The organism is Stappia sp. P2PMeth1 (genome assembly GCF_900185735.1).
In the GTDB taxonomy this organism is placed as follows: Bacteria; Pseudomonadota; Alphaproteobacteria; order Rhizobiales; family Stappiaceae; genus Stappia.
Window position 1 is genome coordinate 1 of the sequence record NZ_FYAW01000027.1, and the last position, 14,756, is coordinate 14,756.

19 protein-coding genes and 1 pseudogene are annotated in these 14,756 nt (G+C 69.2%); 14 read left to right on the forward strand and 6 right to left on the reverse strand.

Annotated elements, in window-relative coordinates; genetic code table 11:
- Nucleotides 1-120 (forward strand): annotated as a pseudogene (locus tag P2PM1_RS25535) (IS110 family transposase); the annotation flags it as partial.
- Between the two features lie 468 nt (nucleotides 121-588).
- The gene (locus P2PM1_RS19110; RefSeq protein WP_186400151.1) at nucleotides 589-1,044 is read left to right on the forward strand and encodes a GFA family protein; all 456 of its coding nucleotides are present in this window, start codon (nucleotides 589-591) and stop codon (nucleotides 1,042-1,044) included.
- Between the two features lie 20 nt (nucleotides 1,045-1,064).
- Here P2PM1_RS19110 and P2PM1_RS19115 read toward each other — a convergent pair whose 3' ends face one another.
- Nucleotides 1,065-2,330, reverse strand: a complete 1,266-nt coding sequence (locus P2PM1_RS19115) for an FAD-binding oxidoreductase (RefSeq protein ID WP_186400152.1) — start codon at nucleotides 2,328-2,330, stop codon at nucleotides 1,065-1,067.
- 130 nt (nucleotides 2,331-2,460) lie between these two features.
- On the opposite strand from P2PM1_RS19115, the gene P2PM1_RS19120 reads away from it, so the two are divergent.
- From P2PM1_RS19120 to P2PM1_RS19150, 7 genes are all read left to right on the forward strand, one after another.
- On the forward strand, nucleotides 2,461-3,459 hold the full coding sequence (locus P2PM1_RS19120; RefSeq protein ID WP_186400153.1) for a sodium:proton symporter: 999 nt from the start codon (nucleotides 2,461-2,463) through the stop codon (nucleotides 3,457-3,459).
- 39 nt (nucleotides 3,460-3,498) lie between these two features.
- On the forward strand, nucleotides 3,499-4,278 hold the full coding sequence (locus P2PM1_RS19125) for a DUF2259 domain-containing protein (protein WP_186400154.1): 780 nt from the start codon (nucleotides 3,499-3,501) through the stop codon (nucleotides 4,276-4,278).
- Nucleotides 4,279-4,392: 114 nt separating this feature from the next.
- Nucleotides 4,393-5,070: a ribulose-phosphate 3-epimerase gene (gene rpe / locus P2PM1_RS19130; RefSeq protein ID WP_186400155.1), complete on the forward strand. Its 678-nt coding sequence runs from the start codon at nucleotides 4,393-4,395 to the stop codon at nucleotides 5,068-5,070.
- Between the two features lie 79 nt (nucleotides 5,071-5,149).
- Complete coding sequence (locus P2PM1_RS19135; protein ID WP_186400156.1) at nucleotides 5,150-5,623, forward strand: hypothetical protein; 474 nt, start codon at nucleotides 5,150-5,152, stop codon at nucleotides 5,621-5,623.
- A gap of 43 nt (nucleotides 5,624-5,666) precedes the next feature.
- Nucleotides 5,667-6,995: an adenylosuccinate lyase gene (gene purB / locus P2PM1_RS19140; RefSeq protein ID WP_186386342.1), complete on the forward strand. Its 1,329-nt coding sequence runs from the start codon at nucleotides 5,667-5,669 to the stop codon at nucleotides 6,993-6,995.
- 5 nt (nucleotides 6,996-7,000) lie between these two features.
- Nucleotides 7,001-7,753: a metallophosphoesterase gene (locus P2PM1_RS19145; protein WP_186386341.1), complete on the forward strand. Its 753-nt coding sequence runs from the start codon at nucleotides 7,001-7,003 to the stop codon at nucleotides 7,751-7,753.
- Nucleotides 7,754-7,790: 37 nt separating this feature from the next.
- The gene (locus tag P2PM1_RS19150; RefSeq protein ID WP_186400157.1) at nucleotides 7,791-8,351 is read left to right on the forward strand and encodes an alpha/beta hydrolase; all 561 of its coding nucleotides are present in this window, start codon (nucleotides 7,791-7,793) and stop codon (nucleotides 8,349-8,351) included.
- Between the two features lie 47 nt (nucleotides 8,352-8,398).
- On the opposite strand, the gene P2PM1_RS19155 is transcribed toward P2PM1_RS19150, so the two are convergent.
- The 3 genes from P2PM1_RS19155 to P2PM1_RS19165 all read right to left on the reverse strand — a co-directional run bounded on the left by P2PM1_RS19155 (nucleotide 8,399) and on the right by P2PM1_RS19165 (nucleotide 10,072).
- Nucleotides 8,399-8,617: a hypothetical protein gene (locus P2PM1_RS19155; protein WP_186386339.1), complete on the reverse strand. Its 219-nt coding sequence runs from the start codon at nucleotides 8,615-8,617 to the stop codon at nucleotides 8,399-8,401.
- Nucleotides 8,618-8,838: 221 nt separating this feature from the next.
- Complete coding sequence (locus tag P2PM1_RS19160; RefSeq protein WP_186396228.1) at nucleotides 8,839-9,609, reverse strand: HpcH/HpaI aldolase/citrate lyase family protein; 771 nt, start codon at nucleotides 9,607-9,609, stop codon at nucleotides 8,839-8,841.
- Between the two features lie 139 nt (nucleotides 9,610-9,748).
- Entirely contained in the window at nucleotides 9,749-10,072 is a 324-nt protein-coding gene (locus P2PM1_RS19165) for a DUF1476 domain-containing protein (protein WP_186386337.1), read from the reverse strand.
- A gap of 392 nt (nucleotides 10,073-10,464) precedes the next feature.
- Here P2PM1_RS19165 and purC point away from each other — a divergent pair, with 392 nt between their 5' ends.
- The gene (gene purC, locus P2PM1_RS19170; protein ID WP_186386336.1) at nucleotides 10,465-11,262 is read left to right on the forward strand and encodes a phosphoribosylaminoimidazolesuccinocarboxamide synthase; all 798 of its coding nucleotides are present in this window, start codon (nucleotides 10,465-10,467) and stop codon (nucleotides 11,260-11,262) included.
- A 105-nt stretch (nucleotides 11,263-11,367) separates the two neighbouring features.
- Here the strand turns inward: purC and P2PM1_RS19175 are convergent, their stop codons facing one another.
- Nucleotides 11,368-12,132, reverse strand: coding sequence for an SDR family oxidoreductase (locus P2PM1_RS19175; RefSeq protein ID WP_186400158.1), 765 nt, complete (start codon nucleotides 12,130-12,132; stop codon nucleotides 11,368-11,370).
- Nucleotides 12,133-12,351: 219 nt separating this feature from the next.
- Between P2PM1_RS19175 and purS the strand changes: the two genes are divergently transcribed.
- From purS to P2PM1_RS19190, 4 genes are read left to right on the forward strand one after another with little or no spacing between them, the layout of a single operon-like run.
- Nucleotides 12,352-12,591, forward strand: coding sequence for a phosphoribosylformylglycinamidine synthase subunit PurS (purS, locus tag P2PM1_RS19180; RefSeq protein ID WP_186386334.1), 240 nt, complete (start codon nucleotides 12,352-12,354; stop codon nucleotides 12,589-12,591).
- A gap of 25 nt (nucleotides 12,592-12,616) precedes the next feature.
- Complete coding sequence (locus P2PM1_RS25540; RefSeq protein ID WP_244301571.1) at nucleotides 12,617-12,724, forward strand: phosphoribosylformylglycinamidine synthase-associated small membrane protein; 108 nt, start codon at nucleotides 12,617-12,619, stop codon at nucleotides 12,722-12,724.
- Nucleotides 12,725-12,762: 38 nt separating this feature from the next.
- Nucleotides 12,763-13,437 (forward strand): phosphoribosylformylglycinamidine synthase subunit PurQ, encoded by a 675-nt coding sequence (gene purQ / locus P2PM1_RS19185; RefSeq protein WP_186400159.1) that lies wholly within the window; start codon nucleotides 12,763-12,765, stop codon nucleotides 13,435-13,437.
- A gap of 28 nt (nucleotides 13,438-13,465) precedes the next feature.
- The gene (locus P2PM1_RS19190) at nucleotides 13,466-13,726 is read left to right on the forward strand and encodes a DUF2164 domain-containing protein (protein WP_186400160.1); all 261 of its coding nucleotides are present in this window, start codon (nucleotides 13,466-13,468) and stop codon (nucleotides 13,724-13,726) included.
- A gap of 34 nt (nucleotides 13,727-13,760) precedes the next feature.
- Here the strand turns inward: P2PM1_RS19190 and yegS are convergent, their stop codons facing one another.
- Complete coding sequence (gene yegS / locus P2PM1_RS19195; RefSeq protein WP_186400161.1) at nucleotides 13,761-14,660, reverse strand: lipid kinase YegS; 900 nt, start codon at nucleotides 14,658-14,660, stop codon at nucleotides 13,761-13,763.
- Between the last annotated feature and the right edge of the window lie 96 nt (nucleotides 14,661-14,756).

Sequence of the window (14,756 nt, forward strand, 5' to 3'; positions counted from 1 at the left end):
TTCTATCAACGGCTTGTCCAGAACGGAAAGAAGCCAATCGTCGCCATCGCCGCTCTCATGAGAAAGATCGTCGTCATCCTCAATGCAAGGCTCAGAGATCAGATCCAACAACAGAGTTGATGACGGCGGAGGGTGGGGTGACGCGGCGGGGATGAACTCGGAGGGGATGCGAGGTCGTGCCTCACCCTCGGAGGTCATCCCGGTCGCGCGCCAGCGCAGAGCCGGGAACCATTGGCACCCTTAGCCGGCATGAGGCGGGAGGCCGCCGCTCCACTCCACGGCTGTCATACCTGCGAAGGCAGGTGTCCAGTATCCGCTGGGTCTCATGGTTGTGCGAAAGCGGCAGCCTGAGGCCTTCCGGCGCCCGCCTCGGCTGGAGCCGCGCGACCTGGGGCACCTGGGTCGGTCTTCGGCTTCACTGAGACCGGGACGACAGGCTGAACGTGGGGTTCGCGCAGGCATGCCCGCGCGCCCCTGCAGCCGTCGCGGCCGCTTGACCCTGCACGCCGACAGGGCACAGTGGCGGCGCGCGGGCGTTGCCCGCGACGCCGCGATCGGGTGCGGCGATGTCGACGAGAGGACAGGACGATGGGACAGACTGCCAAGCCGCTGACGGGAACCTGCCGCTGCGGCGCGACGGCGATCGAGGTCGCGGCGGAGCCGATCATGACGGCGGCCTGCCACTGCCACGGCTGCCAGAAGATGAGCTCCAGCGCCTTCTCGCTGTCGGCGATGATACCGGCCGAAGCCTTCCGCGTGGTGGCCGGCGAGCCGGTCAAGGGCGGCCTGCGGGGCCCGCAGCTCGACCATTATTTCTGCCCGCATTGCATGACCTGGATGTTCACCCGCGTGAGCGGCTTCGACGCCTTCGTCAACGTGCGCCCGACCATGTTCGACGTGCCGCGCTGGAGCCGGCCCTTCATCGAGACGATGACGGCGGAAAAGCTCGACTGGGTCGAGCTTCCCGTCGCCCGCAGCTACGCGGGCTTTCCGCCGCCGGAGGACTATCAGGGCCTGATGGAGGCGTTCGCCGCGCGCGGCTGAGAGGCCGTGAGGAGGCGGCCCTAGCCGACGAGAAACCGCGAGGGCGAATAGGGCTGCGGGTCGGCGAGCGGCATCATGTCGGTGACGAGATCGGCGAGGAGCCGCGCCATCGCCGGGGCGAGGGAAAAGCCGTCGCGCATGTGGCCGACCGACAGCCACAGGCCCGGCATGCCCGGCATCTCGCCGACGATCGGCAGTTGATCGGGCACGAAGACGCGCACGCCCGCCGCCGGCCGCTCCTCCACCAGCGACCCGAGCGGCAGCAGCGCCTTCGCCGCCGCGCCCGCCCGCTGCAAGGCGTTGGCGCGCAGCGGTGCCGCGCCCAGCGCCCGCGCCGGCGACATCAGCTCCGTGCCGCCGACCAGCCGCAGCCCGCGCTCCATCGGCGTCAGCGTGAAGCCGCCCTCCTGGTCGGTGACCGGACGGGCCAGCGACACGCCGGAGACGGCACGGAAATGCCGGTGATAGCTGCGGCAGGCGGCGAGCGGCAGGCCGAGGCCGAAGCGCGCCAGCACCGGCGACACGCCCGCGCCCAGGGCCAGCACGACGATCGGCGCGCCGACCTCGCCGCGCACGGTGCGCAGGGCAAAGCCCTGCCGCGTGTCGATCAGCGAGCCGGCCTCGCCGATCTCCACATCGCCGCCGCGCTCGCGGAACAGCCGGCCATAGGCTCTGGTGACACCGCCGGGCGAGGACACCGACTGGCTTTCCGGCCAGTAGATCGCCGCTTCCTCCAGCGAGCGCAGATGCGGCTCCAGCCGGACGATCTCCACCGCGTCGAGATCGACATAAGGCACGCCGAGGATGCGGGCGAAATGCCGGTCCACCTCGGCAAGCTCGCGCGCGCGGCGCGAGCGCAGCAGCTTGATCCAGCCGGTGCGGCGGAAGAAGCGCAGGGCGCTGGCGGCCCGCGCCAGCGCCAGATGCTCGGCCGCCGCCGCCGCCTGCAACGGCGCCAGCGCCCGCGCGGCACGCGCCGCGCTCGACGGCCGGGCGGCAAGGCGCGCCTCGGCGAAGAAGCGGGCAAGATCGGGCAGCGAGCGCGAATCGATGCCGAGGCCATGGCGCCGGGTCAGCGCCCCGGCCAGGATCCCCGGCAGGCCGAGCGGCACGGAAAGCGCCGAATAGCCGTCGCGGCCGATCAGCCCGTCATTGCCGCGCGTCGCGTCCTCGCCCGGCGCGTCGCGGTCGACCAGCGCCACGCGCAGGCCCCGCCCCTGCAGGTGCAGGGCGGCACTCGTGCCGGTGATGCCGGCGCCAAGGACGATTGCGTCGAAGCTGCGCATACGCTTTTCGACACTGTTCACAATCGCCTTGCAAGTGGAAGACGCTCTCCGCGATACTCAAGGCCCTGAAATCTCTCCCGCCCGGCACCGCTCCAGGTGCCCGCAGGCTCTCCGGAAAGTGCCTTCCGACATGCCGGCGCTCGCCCTGCCGCTCTCCCTTCTCGCCTGGCTCGGACGCCAGGGCACCCGCGCCGTCGCGATCAGCGCCCTGCTCGGATTGATGCTGCCGCCGCTCTCCGCGCTGTTCCGGCCGCTGGTCGAGGAAGCGATCTTCGTGCTGCTGGTGCTGGCCTTCCTGCGCGTCGATCCGGTCGCCGTCGTCGCCCATGTCCGCCGGCCGAAACTGGCGGCCCTGGCGCTGCTGTGGATGCTGGTTGCCGTGCCGCTGGCCGTGGGCGCGCTGCTGCAGGCGAGCGGCCTTGCCGCCCTGCATCCGGACATCGCGCTCGCCGCCTTCATCGTCACCGCCGCCCCGCCGATCATGTCGGCACCGGCCTTCATCGCGCTGATCGGCCTCGACGGGGCGCTGTCGCTGGCGCTGGTCGGCGGCGGCATGCTCCTGACGCCGCTGACCGCGCCGGCGATCGCCGGCCTGCTGCTCGGCGAGAGCCTGCCGATCGACACGCTCTCCCTCGGCCTGCGGCTGACCGGCCTGCTCGCCGCCTCCGCCGGCCTCGCGATGCTGATTCGCCGCCTCGCCGGCACGGCGCGCGTCGTCGGGGCGAGAGAGCATATCGACGGGCTCAACGTGCTGATCCTCTTCGTCTTCGCCGTCGCGGTGATGGACGGCGTCGCCGAGCGCTTCATGGCGGCGCCCCTGTTCACCCTGGCGATGGCGGCGCTGACCTTCGCCGTGGCGCTGACGCAGATGGGGCTGACGCTGCTGGTCTTCGCGCAGGTGCGCCGCGACCAGGGCTTCGTCGTCGCCCATGCGGCCGGCAACCGCAACATGGGCCTCTTGGTCGCCGCGCTGGGAGGGACGCTTCCGGATCTCGCCTGGCTGTATTTCGGGCTCGGCCAGTTGCCGATCTACCTGCTACCCTGGCTCCTGAAGCCGCTCGCCAACCGCATCGCCGCCGATCAGGCGGAACGTGACCGGGATCACGGCGGCGCCGCGCCCGGCGGCTAGTCTCTCAAGGCCAACGCAACCCGCACCGGGAGACAGGACATGCGCGACTGCCCGACGCCGAAAGCCTTCACCCTTGCCGCCGCCCCGCTGGTGGGTGCCGCCTTCGCGCTGCTCGTCGGGCTCGGCACGACGCCGGCCTTTGCCGTCGATTATGCACGGGTCGACGTGATGGGCTTTTCCGCCAATGGCAGCCGCTTCGCCTTCGAGGAATACGGCATCCAGGACGGCTCGGGCTTTCCCTATTCCAACATCTACCTGTTCGATGTCGACCGCGACGCCTGGCTCGGCGGCAGCCCGTTCCGCCGGCGCGACGAGCCGGACTACACGACCTCGCCGCAGGCGGAAGCGGCGCTGCAACGCACCCGCGAGGCCAATCGCGATGCGGCCTGGAACCTGATCGTCTCGGCCGCCATCACCGGCCACGGCGACACGGTGGCGCACAACCCGCCGACCCAGCGCGGCATCGATCCGCACCGGATGAGCGCCACCACCCTTGTCGAGACGCCGGACTTCGGCCCGCCGATCGAACTGCGGCTGAGCGAGCACAAGGTGGAGCGGCCCGCCTCCTGCCCGGACGATCTCGGCGAGATCAAGGGCTTCCGCCTGACGCTGAGCTTCAAGGGCAAGACGCGCATCCTCAACGACGATGCCCGCCTGCCGCAAAGCCGCGGCTGCGCGCTCGGCTACCGGATCGACCGGCTGGTGCTGCACCACCCCGACGACGGCCGCGCCAGTTCCTTCGCGGTGCTGGTGCTGGTCGAGCAGATCGGCTTCGAGGGGCGCGACGGCCGCTATCTGGCGATCACCGGCCGGCTGTGAGACGAGGCCGGGCCGCTTGCGCGCTTGTGGCACCGGGGAGCCTGTGATAGCGGCTTGCGCCAGATCAGCCCCAAGCGATCAGCCTCCCAAGCCCAGCCATCGGAGCCGCCGCCCATGCCCCGCCCCCTCGTCATCGCCCCGTCCATGCTGGCCTCGGACTTCTCCGCCTTCGGAAGGGAAGTGCGCGACGTGGTGGAGGCGGGGGCCGACTGGATCCATCTCGACGTGATGGACGGGCATTTCGTGCCCAATATCAGCTTCGGCCCCGACGTCATCAAGGCGATGCGCCGGCACACCGACAAGGTGTTCGACACGCATCTGATGATCGCCCCCTGCGACGCCTATCTGGAGGCCTTCGCCAAGGCCGGCTCGGACATCATCACCGTGCATGCCGAGGCCGGCCCGCATCTCGACCGCTCGCTGCAGGCGATCCGCGCGCTCGGCAAGAAGGCCGGCGTCTCGCTCAACCCGGCAACGCCGGAAAGCGTCCTCGAATACGTGCTCGACCGCCTCGACCTGGTGCTGGTGATGAGCGTCAATCCGGGCTTCGGCGGCCAGTCCTTCATCCCGGCGATGGTCGACAAGGTCGCCCGCATCAAGGCGATGATCGGCGACCGGCCGATCGACATCGAGGTCGATGGCGGCGTCACCGCCGAGACCGCGCCGCTGGTCGCGAAGGCCGGCGCCAACGTGCTGGTCGCCGGCTCGGCGGTGTTCAAGGGCGAGGGCGTTGCCGGTTACCGCGCCAATATCGAGGCGATCCGCGAGGCCGCCGCAGCCGCCACGGCTTGACCCCCGCCGCCGCGCGGCCGACAGTCGGCGCGATGCGCCGGGCACTGCCGCCCGGCGTGAGAACGGATGACCCTGCCAGGTGCGATCTCTCGTCTTCGCCATCGCCTGGGCCGCGCTGATCGGCCTCCTGCAGACCGCGCTGCTGATGTGGCGCGGCGAAGCGCTGACCGGCCGTTCCGCCGCGGTGGTGCTGGTCATGACCGCGAGCGGCTTTCTCGGCGCCTTCTGCGCCTGGGGCGCCGCGAGCCTCCTGACCTTCCGCCGCCGCAAGGGGCGGCTGCCGGCGCGCTTCGCCGCGATGATCCTGTCGCTGACGCTCGGCACCACCGGCTTCGCCGCCCTGGGCTTCTTCCTGCAACTGCGCACCTATTATTCCGAGTGGCACACCACCACCCTCTCCATGCAGATGTTCTGGGAGTTCGCCTTCACCGCCGCCTCGTCCAGCTATGTCTTCGCCGTGCTGAGCGCCCGCCCGCTGCTGCCCTTCGCTTTCCTGCCGCTGCTCGCCTTCTCGTGGTACTTCGCGCGCATTGAGCCGTCGCGCCGGGTCTGATAAGCAGCCGGCACACCCGCCCGCTGCCCGAGAGGACGCCCGCATGATCCCGCGCTATTCGCGGCCAGAAATGGTCGCCATCTGGTCTCCCGAGACGAAGTTCCGCATCTGGTTCGAGATCGAGGCGCATGCCTGCGACGCGCTCGCCGAGATCGGCGTGATTCCGCAGGACGCCGCCCGCACGATCTGGGAGAAGGGCGGCGCCGCCACCTTCGACGTCGCCCGCATCGACGAGATCGAGCGCGAGACCAAGCACGACGTCATCGCCTTCCTGACGCATCTGGCCGAGATCGTCGGGCCCGACGCCCGCTTCGTGCACCAGGGCATGACCTCCTCCGACGTGCTCGACACCTGCTTCAACGTGCAGCTCACCCGCGCCGCCGACCTGCTGCTGGCCGATATCGACGCGCTGCTGGCCGCCCTCAAGCGCCGCGCCTTCGAGCACAGGGACACGGTCTGCATCGGCCGCTCGCACGGCATCCATGCCGAGCCGGTGACCTTCGGCCTGAAGATGGCCGAGGCCTATGCCGAGTTCGACCGCTGCCGCACCCGCCTGATCGCGGCGCGCGCGGAGGTCGCAACCTGCGCCATTTCCGGCGCCGTCGGCACCTTCGCCAATATCGATCCGCGCATCGAGGAACATGTCGCCAAGGCCATGGGCCTGGCCGTCGAGCCGGTCTCCACCCAGGTGATCCCGCGCGACCGGCACGCGATGTTCTTCGCGACGCTCGGCGTCATCGCCTCGTCGGTCGAGCGCGTGGCGACCGAGATCCGCCACCTGCAGCGCACCGAGGTGCTGGAGGCGGAGGAATATTTCTCGCCGGGCCAGAAGGGCTCCAGCGCCATGCCGCACAAGCGCAACCCGGTGCTGACCGAGAACCTGACTGGCCTTGCCCGCATGGTCCGCGCCTATGCGATGCCGGCGATGGAGAACGTCGCCCTGTGGCACGAGCGCGATATCTCGCACTCCTCCGTCGAGCGGATGATCGGCCCGGACGCGACCGTGACGCTCGACTTCGCGCTGGCGCGGCTGACCAATGTCATCGACAAGCTGCTGGTCTATCCGGAGCGCATGCTGGCCAACATGAACCGCCTCGGCGGCCTGGTGCATTCGCAGCGCATCCTGCTGGCGCTGACCCAGGCCGGCACCTCGCGCGAGGACGCCTATCGCCTGGTCCAGCGCAACGCCATGAAGGTCTGGGACAGCTACCAGAAGGACGGCAGCGCCGATGTCGACTTCCTGGAGGAGCTGCTGAACGACGCCGACGTGCGCGCCGCCCTGTCGGAGGAGGAGATCCGCTCGCGCTTCGACCTCGGCTATCACACCAAGGCCGTCGGCACGATCTTCGACCGGGTGTTCGGCAAGGCCTGACGGCAATGCGCATCGCCGTGCTGGCCGACATCCACGGAAATGCCGAAGCGCTCGAGGCGGTGATCCCCGACCTCGAGCGTGAGGCTCCGGACGAGGTCGTCAATCTCGGCGATTGCCTGTCCGGTCCGCTCTGGCCCGAGCGCACCGCGACACTCCTGCGCGGCCTCGGCTGGCGGACCGTGCGCGGCAACCACGACCGTGTCGTCGCGGCCGGCAACGTGCCGGCGGCGAACCGTACGGATCACTTCACCGCCAACGACCTCTCCGCCGAAAGCCTTGCCTGGCTGCGGACGCTGCCGGCAACGCTGGAGCTGGAAGGCGGCGGGATCCTGCTGTGCCACGGCACGCCCTTGCGCGACGACGTCTACCTGACGGAAGAAATCGCGGGCGACAGCACCCGCCTTGCCGCGGAACAGGACATCGCCGACCGTCTCGGCGATACGGCGGCGGAGCTGATCTGCTGCGGCCACACCCATATTCCGCGCCTGATCCGACTGCCGGATTGCGGCCGGACCATTCTCAATCCGGGCAGCGTCGGGCTGCCGGGCTATAGCGACGACACACCGGCGCCGCACAAGGTCGAGACCGGCAGCCCGCACGCGCGCTATGCGATCCTCGAAAGGATCGGGCGGGACTGGCGGTTCGAGATGAAGAGCATCACCTATGACTGGGAGCGCGCCGCCCGCGAGGCCGAGCGCAACGGCCGCCCGGACTGGGCCCGGCCGCTTCGCACGGGCTTCTTCGGCCCGCTGTCCTGACACTCGATCGCAAGAGACCGACAGGGAACACCGCTCGATGAAAATCGCCGAGACCGATATCCTGCTGCTGCCCGGCTATGGCGACACGCCGGCCGGCCACTGGATGCACCGCTGGTGCGAGAAGATGCCGACGGCGCGCATCATTGCCCAGCGCAACTGGTTCCAGCCCGTGCTGAAGGAGTGGGTGGATACCCTGAAGGACGCGGTCGCCGCCACTGAGCGCCCGGTGGTGCTGGTCGGCCATTCGCTCGGCTCGATCACCGTGGTGCACGCCGCCCATGGCCACGGGCTCGACACGGACAAGATCAGGGCCGCCTTCCTGGTCGCCCCGACCGATCTCAACCGCAAGGAGCCGAAGCCCGCCTTCGACGCCGCGCAATTCCGTGCTGTGCCGAAGGGTCCCCTGCCCTTCCGCACCAGGGTGGTGGCGAGCCGCACCGACCCCTATTGCGCCTATGAGGTGGCCGAGCAGATGGCAAGGGACTGGGGCGCGCATTTCCAGGATGCGGGCGATGCCGGCCACATCAACCTGGAGAGCGGCCACGGTCCCTGGCCCGAAGGACTGATGTCCTTCGCCTATCTGATGAAGGACCTGTAAGAGGCAGGCCCCCAGATCCCCTTGCGGCTCCCGGCGCGCCCCCCGCCTCAGGCGGTCTTGCGCGGTCCCGGCCCCATCACCGTGTCGATGCGCCGGGCGACCAGCAGCGAGATCGGCACGGCGACCAGCGCGCCGACACCGGCGAAGACCGCGAGCAGCCAGGGCGCGAAGGCATTGATGCCGTAGAAGGTCATCGGCACCAGGGCGAAGGTCCCGGCCAGGGTCGGCCCGATGACGATGAACAGAATGGCGGCAAGCTTCCACATGAAAGGCACTCCCTCATTGTGGGGCAGTGCGGGCGGTCTTGCGGGGGGAAACCGACCAACGCCCCAACGTCAGCCATGGTAGTCCCAACAGCCGCAAAAGGTATGCGGCACCCGACCTCATGGGGGTTTCCCTCTCGGGACTACTACGCAGAAACCGCCCGGTCGGAGACCGGACGGCCAATATGCGTTGCCTGCGAAAGACGGAAGGCAGACGGGGAACGTCAGTCCAGCTCGGCGAGCCTGGCGCCGGCCACCTCCAGCAGCATCGACATCTCGATGCCGTGGGAGATGAAGCGGAAGCCCATCTCGCGCGCCGACCTTGCATCCGCCGCGTTGTTGCAGAAGATGCCGGCGACCTTGCCGGCCGCCCGGGCGCGCCTGGCCACCTCGGCGGCGATCGTCTGCACCTTGGCGCTGCTGGGGGCAAGCTCGCGCCCCTCCGACAGGGTCAGCGACAGGTCCGCCGGGCCGATGAACACGCCGTCGAGCCCGTCCACCGCCAGCATCTCGTCCAAGGCCTCGAGCGCCGCCGGCGTCTCGATCATCGCGAAGGCGACCGTCTCCGTATTGGCGGAGGCAAGATACTCGGCCGGCGTCAGGCCCTGCAGCATCGCCGCGCGATGCGGCCCCCAACTGCGCACGCCGGCGGGGGGAAACTTGCTCGCCCCGACCAGCGCCAGCGCATCCTCGATCGTGTTGACCATCGGCATGATCACCGCCTCGGCGCCAAGGTCGAAGGCGCGGCTGACCGTGGCGAAATCGTCGACCGGCGGGCGCACCACCGCATGGGCGCCGCCAAGGCGCGCGGCGGCGATGCCCTCGCGCACCGAGGCAAGGTCATGGGCGCCGTGCTGCATGTCGAGCGTCACCGCGCCGTAACCCGCGCGGCCCAGCAATTCCGCCAGCACCGGCACAGCCAGCGTCGACCAGGCGGTGATGACGGTCTCGTCGGCGCGAAGGCGGGCGGCAAGCGAGGGCTTGGAAGCGGACATGGCGGGAAGTTCCGAACTGGCGGGGTGGGAAGGCCGGCAGGGCGCGGGCCTGCGGATCGACGCGATGAAGCGAAAAGGGGAAGAAGCGAAAAGGGGCGGAAGCGAAAAGGGGCAGCGCCCGGCGCTGCCCCCTCCCCTGTCACCCTTCGTTCTTGATCTGCTCGGCCGCCTGGTGCAGCAGCTCGTCCATGGTGCGGCGGATCTGGTGGTCGGACTGCTCGACACCCGCCTCGTCGAAATCGCGGCGGATCTTCCGGAACACGTCCTCGTCGCCCGGCTCCTCGAAATCGGCCCGGACCACTTCCTTGGCATAGTCCTGGGCCTTGTCGGCATCGAGCCCGATCTTCTCGGCCGCCCACAGGCCGAGCAGCTTGTTGCGACGGGCCACCGCCTTGAAGCGCAGTTCCTCGTCGTGGGCAAACTTGGACTCAAAGGCCTCCTGGCGACGGTCGAAAGTGCTCATGCGTCAGTCTCCTGCCTTCTAGCGGTGGCGCCCGCGGGCGCTGAATTCGGTTGCGGTACCGCCATCATATGGGGATCCGCTGCGCCCTTGCATATCCTTCGCGACACACCAAATCAACGCGTATCGGTCGCCCCGGCCTCCCTGTCCCGCACTCCCGACACACGCATCCCGGCCCCCGCGCGAACGCACAGGCGGCCAGGTGAAAATCTCTTGAGCGGCTTCATTGTACTTTCCAGGGCGATCGTGTAGGTTCCGCGCCATCGAGCGGGGGGCCGAAAGCGCAACTGCCGTTCTCGCGCCCTTCCGATGACCGTCCCGGGTCCGGCCTCCGCCGAACGAGACACTGTCCGACAGGGCAAGGGACCGCAGTCAACCGGAGCATCTCCGCCAATATGGATTTTCTTTCTCAAACACGGTACGTGCCTATGAACCGCCGCCGGCGCATTTACGAGGGCAAGGGCAAGATCCTCTATGAGGGCCCGGAACCTGGTACGCTCATCCAGCACTTCAAGGATGATGCAACTGCCTTCAACGCCAAGAAGCATGAGATTGTCGATGGCAAGGGTGTCCTGAACAACCGGATCTCCGAGTTCATCTTCAACCATCTCAACGCGATCGGCATCCCGACCCATTTCATTCGCCGGATGAACATGCGCGAGCAGCTCATCCGCGAGGTCGAGATCATCCCGCTCGAAGTGGTGGTGCGCAACGTCGCCGCCGGCTCGCTGTCCAAGCGCCTCGGCATCGAGGAAGGCACGCAACTGCCGCGCTCGATCATCGAGTTCTACTACAAGAACGATGCGCTCGAGGACCCGATGGTCTCCGAGGAGCATATCACCGCCTTCGGCTGGTGCTCGCCCCAGGAGATGGACGACATCATGGCGCTGGCGATCCGCGTCAACGACTTCCTGACCGGCCTGTTCCTCGGCGTCGGCATCCGTCTCGTCGATTTCAAGATCGAATGCGGCCGGCTGTGGGAAGGCGACATGATGCGCATCGTCGTCGCCGACGAGATCTCGCCGGATAGCTGCCGCCTGTGGGACATCCAGTCCAACGAGAAGATGGACAAGGACCGCTTCCGCCGCGACCTCGGCGGCATGCTGGAAGCCTATCAGGAAGTGGCCCGGCGCCTCGGCATCCTCAACGACAACGACCGGCCGAACGGCACCGGTCCGGTGCTCGTGAAGTAAGCCGGTCAAGCAAGATCGCCGGGCGTCGCGCTCGGCGGAACACGGAAAGCCCCGACCGGAAACGGCCGGGGCTTTCGGTTTTTCGGGGACGCCTCGCGCCGAAGATCAGGTGCGGTTGATCGAGACGCCGCCGTCGACCAGCATCGCCGTTCCGGTGGTGAAGCTGGAGGCCGGCGAGGCGAGGTACAGCACCGAGCGGGCCACCTCCTCCGGCGCGGAGATGCGCTTGAGCGCATGCAGCCCCTCGACGAAGGCGAGCGCCTCCGGCGTCGAAGCCGCCTCGCGTCCCATCGGCGTGTCGATGCCGCCCGGCAGGATGGCGTTGACCCGGATCCCCTTCGCGCCATGCTCGGCCGCCAGCACCTGCGTCAGCCCGACGAGCCCGGCCTTGCTGGCGCCATAGGCCGCCATGCCCGGCAGGCCGACCGAGTGCCCGACGATGGTCGAGGTGAAGATCAGCGAACCGCCACCACGCTCCTCCATCGCCGGGATCTGGTATTTCGCCCCGAGGAACCCGCTGGTCAGGTTGGTGGCGAGCACCGTGTTCCAGTCAATGAGCGACAGGGACGATGCCGGCGCCATCGGCCCGATCATGCCGGCATTGTTGAAGCCGATGTCGAGCCCGCCGAAGCGGTCCTTGGCGAGATCGACCAGCGCCTTCGCATAGGCCTCCTCCTGCACGTCGCCGGCAAGCACGGCCGCCCGGCCGCCCGCCCGCCCGATCTCCCCGGCGACCGCTTCCAACTCGCTGGAGCGCCGCGCGCCCAGCACGACCGCGCAGCCTTGCGCGGCGAAGAGCCGCGCCGTCGCCGCTCCCAGCCCGGAGCTCGCCCCGGTGATGATTGCGACCTTGTCTTCCAGTATCGGCATGAAGCCCTCCTTGCGTTGTCAACGGAACGGTTGATAGGCAAGGCGGGAGAGCGGCGACACCCGATTAGAGATCGCCCCGGCACCGATGCGAAACGCATCCGGCCGACGCAAAACGCACAGAAGCCCCTTCCTTCCGCGCGGCCAGCGCGCTAGAAGCGGCGCAAATGCCCTGCCGGCGGACGCCAACGCGCCGGCGCCGACCTGCGGAGACGTCCCCCGATGAAAGCACGCGTGACCGTTACCCTGAAAACCGGCGTCCTCGACCCGCAGGGCAAGGCCATCGAGGGCGGCCTTGCCGCGCTCGGCTTCGCCGGCGTCGACAGCGTGCGCCAGGGCAAGGTCTTCGACCTGGAGCTCAGCGGCCGCGATGCGCAGGCCGCGCGCGCCGACCTTGCCGCCATGTGCGAGAAGCTGCTCGCCAACACGGTGATCGAGAACTACGACATCGAGATCCTGTAAGGATCCTCGCGGAGCCGGGACCGAAATGGACGAGGACAGCGCCAGGGCCCTGCGTTTCCTGCTGATCAAGGCGGCGATCTTCATGTTGCTGCCGGCCGCGCTGGCGCTCGCCGCCGCGCTGTTCCTGGTCTGAACCGATCCTCGCGTGAACCGAAAGGGAGTCCTCCCGCCATGAAGTCCGCCGTCGTCACCTTCCCCGGCTCGAATCGCGAGCGCGACATCATGCATGCGCTGGAGCTGACCTGCGGCCGCAAGCCGCAGGCCGTGTGGCATGCAGAAACCAGCCTGCCGGACGTGGACCTCGTCGTGCTGCCGGGCGGCTTTTCCTATGGCGACTACCTGCGCTCCGGCGCCATCGCCGCCCGCGCCCCGGTGATGGAGGCGATCCGCGCCTTCGCCGCCCGCGGCGGCCTGGTGCTCGGCGTGTGCAACGGCTTCCAGATGCTGACCGAGGCCGGTCTGCTGCCGGGCGCATTGATGCGCAATGCCGGCCTCACCTTCGTCTGCCGCGAGGTGCTGCTGGAGACCGCCTCCACCGCCAACCGCTTCACCGCCGGCATGCGCAAGGGCGAGGTCTGGCGCTGCCCCGTCGCCCATCACGACGGCAACTATTTCGCCGATGGCGAGACGCTGGCGCGGCTGGAGGGCGAGGACCGCGTCGCCTTCCGCTATGCCAAGGGCACCAACCCGAACGGCTCGCTCAACGACATCGCCGGCATCACCAACGAGGCCGGCAATGTGCTCGGCATGATGCCGCACCCGGAAAACTACGTCGACGACCAGCAGACCAGCACCGACGGGCGCGCCTTCTTCGAGAGCATCTGCGCGGCCTTCGCCGCCGCCTGAGCCGGCCGCGAGACACGGGAGACAACCGATGAGCCGCTCCGCCTCCGGATCTCCCTTCTCAGGCGAAGAAAAGGCCGAGCTCGCCCGCCGCCTGCGCGCCTATCTGCGCGATGAACTGGGCGCCGAAGCCGGCATGCTGGAGACCGAGGCGTTTCTCGACTTCCTCGCCGCCGAGATCGGCAACGCCTTCTACAATCGCGGCCTGCTCGACGCCCAGGCCGCCATCGCCGCCCGGCTGGAAGAGGCGACCGACGCGGTCTATGCGCTGGAAAAGCCCATCCGCCCCTGACCGCAGATGAACCGCTCCTGCGGGGCGCGCAGTCTTATTTTCCGGTGATGAAGCTCAGCGCTGCCGGATCGACCTGCACGTCGAGCCGGCGTGCCGACATCGGCTCGCCGTCGAGATTGAGCGCGAGGTCTTCCTCGGCCTCGATGGTCAGCCGGGTGAAGCGCGCCTTGCGGGCATAGCCGTCGAACTGGCTTCCCGGCTCGCGCAGCAGGCCGGAGAGCAGCGTCATCAGGTTGTCCGCGTCGGGCTGGGGAAACAGCGTCAGGTCGAGGCGGCCGTCGTCGACACGCGCCTCGGCGCAGAGCGGCACGCCGCCGCCGGCCAGCCGGCCATTGCCGATGGCCATGGCGATGAAGTCGCCCTCCCAGGAGAACCCGTCGGCCGCGAAGGCGGCGCGCGTCGGCGCCAGCTCCCCGATCCGGCTGGCGCCGGCGATGAGATAGGCCGCCCCGCCGAGCAGCCGCTTGGCGCGCGGGTCGGTCTCGCGGGTGATGCGGGTGACGGAGCCGCCGCTCGCCACATTGACGAAGACCCGGCCGTTGATCCGCCCGACATCGATCCGCCGCGGCGCCGCCGCCGCGCAGAGCGCCAGCGCCGCGGCCACATCGTCGACCGGCAGGCCGAGGCCGGTGGCAAAGTCGTTGGCGGTGCCGAGCGGCAGCACGCCGAAGGCGCAGTCGGTCGCCGGCTCCGCCTCCAGTGCGGCGGCAACCACCTGGTTCACCGTGCCGTCGCCGCCGCCGGCGACGATCACCTGCGGCCGCGCGTCGCCGGCAAGGCGCACCGCCTCGCGCGCGAACTGCGCCGCGTCGTCCCCGTCATAGGTCACCCGCACGCGGACCTCGCAGCCTTCGCCGCGCACCCGCTCGACGGCGCCGCGCACATCCTCGCGCTGCGCGGACTTGCCATTGAGGATCAGCAGGAGACGGCGCATGCGGGAATCCGGTCTTTCGTTTCGCAAGGAACGGCGCGGCGGGCACCTATCGATAGATGGCGAGCCGAAAGCGGCATGTCTACAATTCCCTTTGCC